The organism is Streptococcus suis, assembly GCF_024509555.1.
Lineage (GTDB): Bacteria > Bacillota > Bacilli > Lactobacillales > Streptococcaceae > Streptococcus > Streptococcus suis_AD.
Genome location: NZ_JAMWEL010000068.1, coordinates 1 through 355 on the forward strand (window position 1 = coordinate 1; position 355 = coordinate 355).

Here is a 355-nt window from a genome sequence, read left to right on the forward strand (position 1 = left end):
TTGTAAGGCAGATGCTCTCCCAGCTGAGCTAAACTCCCATTTGGAGATTTCTCTCCAATTTGCTAAGCGACTACCGTATCTCACAGGGGGCAACCCCCAACTACTTCAGGCGTTCTAGGGCTTAACTGCTGTGTTCGGCATGGGAACAGGTGTATCTCCTAGGCTATCGTCACTTAACTAATGAGTCTTGTCAACTCAAAATTGAATATCTATATTCTAACAAGAAACCGATCGCTTGTCAATATTGACTCTAGTTTATTTCTTTGGATAAGTCCTCGAGCGATTAGTATTGGTCCGCTACATGTGTCGCCACACTTCCACTTCCAACCTATCTACCTGATCATCTCTCAGGGCT

At 44.8% G+C, this 355-nt stretch carries 2 rRNA genes; both read right to left on the bottom strand.

The window, feature by feature from the left end:
- Positions 1–61: 61 nt before the first annotated feature.
- Positions 62–177, bottom strand: a 5S ribosomal RNA gene (rrf, locus tag NF418_RS10790).
- A gap of 86 nt (positions 178–263) precedes the next feature.
- Positions 264–355, bottom strand: a 23S ribosomal RNA gene (locus tag NF418_RS10795); the annotation flags it as partial.